This window comes from Ruegeria atlantica (assembly GCF_013032005.1).
In the GTDB taxonomy this organism is placed as follows: domain Bacteria; phylum Pseudomonadota; class Alphaproteobacteria; order Rhodobacterales; family Rhodobacteraceae; genus Ruegeria; species Ruegeria atlantica_A.
Window position 1 is genome coordinate 1 of record NZ_WQBE01000024.1, and the last position, 4,447, is coordinate 4,447.

Sequence of the window (4,447 nt, forward strand, 5' to 3'; positions counted from 1 at the left end):
AAACGCACTCCTCTCTACGATCTCCATGTTGAGTTGGGAGGCAAGCTGGTTGATTTTGCGGGCTGGGAGATGCCCGTTCAGTATCCGCTGGGGATTATGGGTGAGCATAAGCAGTGTCGTGAGAAGGCGGCGGTGTTTGATGTGTCGCATATGGGTCAGGTGATCCTGCGCGGTGAGGATGTAGGCGCGAAGCTTGAGGCGATCTGCCCGCAGGCCTATGCGACGCTGAAGGAAGGCAAAGCCCGCTACGGGTTCTTCACGAACGAAGACGGCGGGATCATGGATGATCTGATCGTGTCGAATGCGGGGGATCATTTCTTTGTGGTGGTGAACGCGGCGCTGCGGCATCAGGACATTCCGCATATGAAAGCGAACCTTGAAGGCGTTGAAGTGACCGAGATCTTCGACCGCGCGCTGGTGGCGGTTCAGGGCCCCAAGGCCGAGGATGTCGTGGGCGAACTGTGCCCGGCGGCGCGGGACCTGAAGTTCATGGAAACCACCGTCGCCGACATCAACGGTGTCGAATGCCGCATCTCGCGGCTGGGCTATACCGGCGAGGACGGGTACGAGATCTCGATCCCCGAAGACAAGGCGATCGAGGTCACCAAGGCCTTTCTGGCGCATGAGGATTGCGAACCTGCCGGTCTGGGCGCGCGCGACAGCCTGCGGCTGGAGGCGGGTCTGTGCCTCTATGGCAATGACATCGACCAGACGACCTCGCCGATTGAGGCGTCCCTTGGCTGGGCCATTCAAAAGCGCCGCAAGGAAGAAGGCGGTTTTCCGGGTGCGGACCGCGTACAAAAGGAACTGGCCGAGGGTCCGGCGCGCAAGCTGGTGGGCATCAAGCCCGACGGCCGCGCCCCCGCGCGTCAGGGCGTCGAAGTCCAATGTGCCGAAGGCAATACCATCGGCCAGATCACCTCGGGCAGCTTTGGCCCCACGGTCGGCGGTCCCGTTGCGATGGGCTATGTGAGCAAGGGTCATGGTGAGCCGGGCGAGAAGGTCAATCTGATCATCCGGGGCAAGGCGCAACCGGCGCAGATCGTGGCGCTGCCCTTCGTCAAACAGAATTACAAGCGTTGAAGTCAGGAGAGAGAGACATGGCAACCTATTATTCCGAAGAGCATGAATGGCTGACCGTCGAAGGGGACACGGCCACTCTGGGCATCACCAAACACGCGGCTGAGCAGCTGGGCGAAGTGGTCTTCGTCGAGCAGCAGGAAGCGGGCGACGAGTTCGAAAAAGGCGGCGAGATCGGCGTGATCGAATCCGTCAAGGCCGCGTCCGAGCTTTATGCGCCGGTCGATGGCGAGATCACCGAGGTCAACGAGGCGCTGGCCGACAACCCCGGCGCGCTGAACGAAGACCCCGAGGGCGAGGCCTGGATCTACAAGATCAAGATCGCGGATGCCGCGCAGCTTGAGGATCTGATGGACGAAGCCGGCTACAAGTCCTTCATCGGGTAAATCTATGTCGGAGCCCTGTCCCCGGGGCTCCGCCCGTTCGGGCCTGAATCTGTCCACCGGACAGATTCCGGGACGGCCCTCACTCTCCGCCGGAGGCTCCCGCAGTCTCCGCCGGACCTGACCTTTTCGACAGGAGCGCTGCAATGGCCTTCAAACTGACCGATTACGAAGCCTATGACTTCGCCAACCGCCGCCACATCGGCCCGTCGCCCACCGAGATGCGCGACATGCTCAAGGTGATCGGCTTCAAGACGCTGGACCAGCTGATCGACGCCACGGTGCCGCCTGCGATCCGGCAGAAAGAGCCGCTGGACTGGGGTCCGGCGATGACGGAACGCGATGCGCTCTTTCACATGAAAGAGGTGGCGAGCAAGAACAAGGTTCTGACCTCGCTGATCGGTCAGGGCTATTACGGCACCACCACGCCGGCACCGATCCTGCGCAACATCCTGGAAAACCCGGCCTGGTACACCGCCTATACGCCGTATCAGCCCGAGATCAGCCAGGGCCGTCTTGAGGCGCTGCTGAACTTCCAGACCATGGTCAGCGACCTGACCGGGCTGGACGTGGCCAACGCCTCGCTGCTGGACGAAGCCACAGCCGCTGCCGAAGCGATGGCGATGGCCAAGCGCGGCGGTCGCTCCAAGGCCAACAACGCGGCCTTCTTTGTCGACCGCAACTGCCACCCGCAGACCATCGCGGTGATCAAAACCCGGGCTGAGCCGCTGGGCATCGACGTGCAGGTCGGCGACCCCGATGCGCTGGATGCAGGTGCCGTCTTTGGCGCGATCTTCCAGTATCCCGGCACCCACGGCCATGTGCGCGACTTCACCGCCGAGATTGCGGCGCTGCACGAACACAAGGCGATTGCCATCGTCGCCGCCGACATCCTGTCGCTGGCGCTGCTGAAGTCGCCGGGCGAGATGGGCGCGGATATCGCCATTGGCTCGACCCAGCGCTTTGGCGTGCCAATGGGCTATGGTGGCCCGCACGCCGCTTATATGGCGACCACCGACAAGCTGAAGCGGTCGATGCCCGGCCGGATCATCGGTGTCAGCATCGACAGCCGCGGCAACAAGGCCTACCGCCTGTCGCTGCAAACCCGCGAGCAACACATTCGCCGTGAGAAAGCCAACTCGAACGTCTGCACAGCGCAGGCGCTGCTGGCGGTCATCGCCTCGATGTATGCCGTGTACCACGGCCCCGACGGCATCAAGGCCATCGCGCAATCGGTGCATCGCAAGACCTCGCGCATGGCCGCGGGTCTGGAAGAGGCGGGCTTTGCCGTGGAACCGGAAGTGTTCTTCGACACCATCACGGTTGAGGTCGGCCACCTGCAGAACGTCGTGATGGAGGCCGCCGTGGCCCGTGGCGTCAACCTGCGCAAGGTGGGCGACAGCAAAGTAGGCATCAGCCTGGACGAACAGACCCGCCCCGAGACCATCGAGGCCGTCTGGGGCGCCTTCGGCATCGACCGCAAGGATGACAGCTCGAACGTTGCCTACCGCCTGCCGGATTACGCGCTGCGCGAAAGCGCCTATCTGACTCACCCGATCTTCCATCAGAACCGGGCCGAGGCCGAGATCACGCGCTATATGCGCCGTCTGGCCGACCGCGACCTGGCGCTGGACCGGGCGATGATCCCGCTGGGATCGTGCACCATGAAGCTGAACGCCACGATCGAGATGATCCCGGTCACCTGGCCCGAGTTCGGTAACCTGCACCCGTTCTGCCCCGAAGATCAGGCGCAGGGTTATCACGAGATGATTGCGGATCTGAACGACAAGCTGTGCCAGATCACCGGCTATGACGCGATCTCCCAGCAGCCCAACTCGGGCGCGCAGGGCGAATATGCGGGCCTGCTGACCATCCGCAACTATCACGCATCGCGGGGTGAGGCACACCGCAATGTCTGCCTGATCCCGACCTCGGCGCATGGCACCAACCCGGCCTCGGCGCAGATGGTGGGCTATCAGGTTGTGCCGGTGCAGGCGGATGAGAACGGCAACATCGATGTCGCCGATTTCCGCGCCAAGGCGGAAAAGCACAGCGATCATCTGGCTGCCTGCATGATCACCTATCCGTCCACCCATGGCGTGTTCGAGACCACCGTGCAGGAGGTCTGCCAGATCACCCATGATCACGGCGGTCAGGTCTATATCGACGGTGCCAACATGAACGCCATGGTCGGCCTGTCGCGTCCCGGTGACATTGGCGGCGACGTCAGCCACCTGAACCTGCACAAGACCTTCTGCATCCCGCATGGCGGCGGCGGCCCCGGCATGGGCCCGATCGGCGTCAAGGCGCATCTGGAAGAGCATCTGCCCGGCCACCCGGAATACGGCAGTGCCATCGGCCCGGTCTCGGCCGCGCCCTTCGGCTCGCCGTCCATTCTGCCGGTCAGCTGGGCCTATGTGCTGCTGATGGGTGGCGCGGGTCTGACCCAGGCCACGAAAGTGGCGATCCTGAACGCCAACTACATCGCCGCGCGTCTGCAGGATGCCTATCCGATCCTCTACACCTCGGAAACGGGCCGGGTGGCGCATGAATGCATCCTCGACACCCGTCCCTTGGACGAGGCGGCCCATGTCAGCGTCGACGATATCGCCAAACGTCTGGTCGATTCAGGCTTCCACGCGCCGACCATGTCCTGGCCGGTGGCCGGAACCCTGATGGTGGAACCCACGGAATCGGAACCCATGGCCGAGCTGGACCGCTTCTGCGACGCCATGCTGTCGATCCGGGCCGAGGCACAGGAAATCATCGACGGCAAGATCGACGCGGACAACAACCCGCTGAAAAACGCCCCCCACACGGTGCGCGATCTGGTCGGCGACTGGGACCGCCCCTACACCCGAGAACAGGCCTGCTTCCCGCCGGGCTCCATGGGCGTCGACAAATACTGGTCCCCCGTCAACCGCGTCGACAACGCATATGGCGACAGAAACCTCGTCTGCACATGCCCACCAATGGACGCATAC

The 4,447-nt window shown here is 63.3% G+C and carries 3 protein-coding genes; all 3 read left to right on the forward strand.

What is annotated here, in order from left to right:
* Window positions 1–1,083 (forward strand): glycine cleavage system aminomethyltransferase GcvT (gcvT, locus tag GOX21_RS21345; protein ID WP_170352138.1); only part of this gene is annotated, 1,083 nt, incomplete at its 5' end.
* A gap of 17 nt (window positions 1,084–1,100) precedes the next feature.
* Window positions 1,101–1,466 carry a glycine cleavage system protein GcvH gene (gcvH, locus tag GOX21_RS21350; RefSeq protein WP_170352139.1) on the forward strand — a complete coding sequence of 122 codons (366 nt, stop codon included), beginning with the start codon at window positions 1,101–1,103 and terminating at the stop codon, window positions 1,464–1,466.
* Window positions 1,467–1,609: 143 nt separating this feature from the next.
* The coding region (gcvP, locus tag GOX21_RS21355) for an aminomethyl-transferring glycine dehydrogenase (protein ID WP_170379911.1) at window positions 1,610–4,447 on the forward strand (2,838 nt) is incomplete at its 3' end.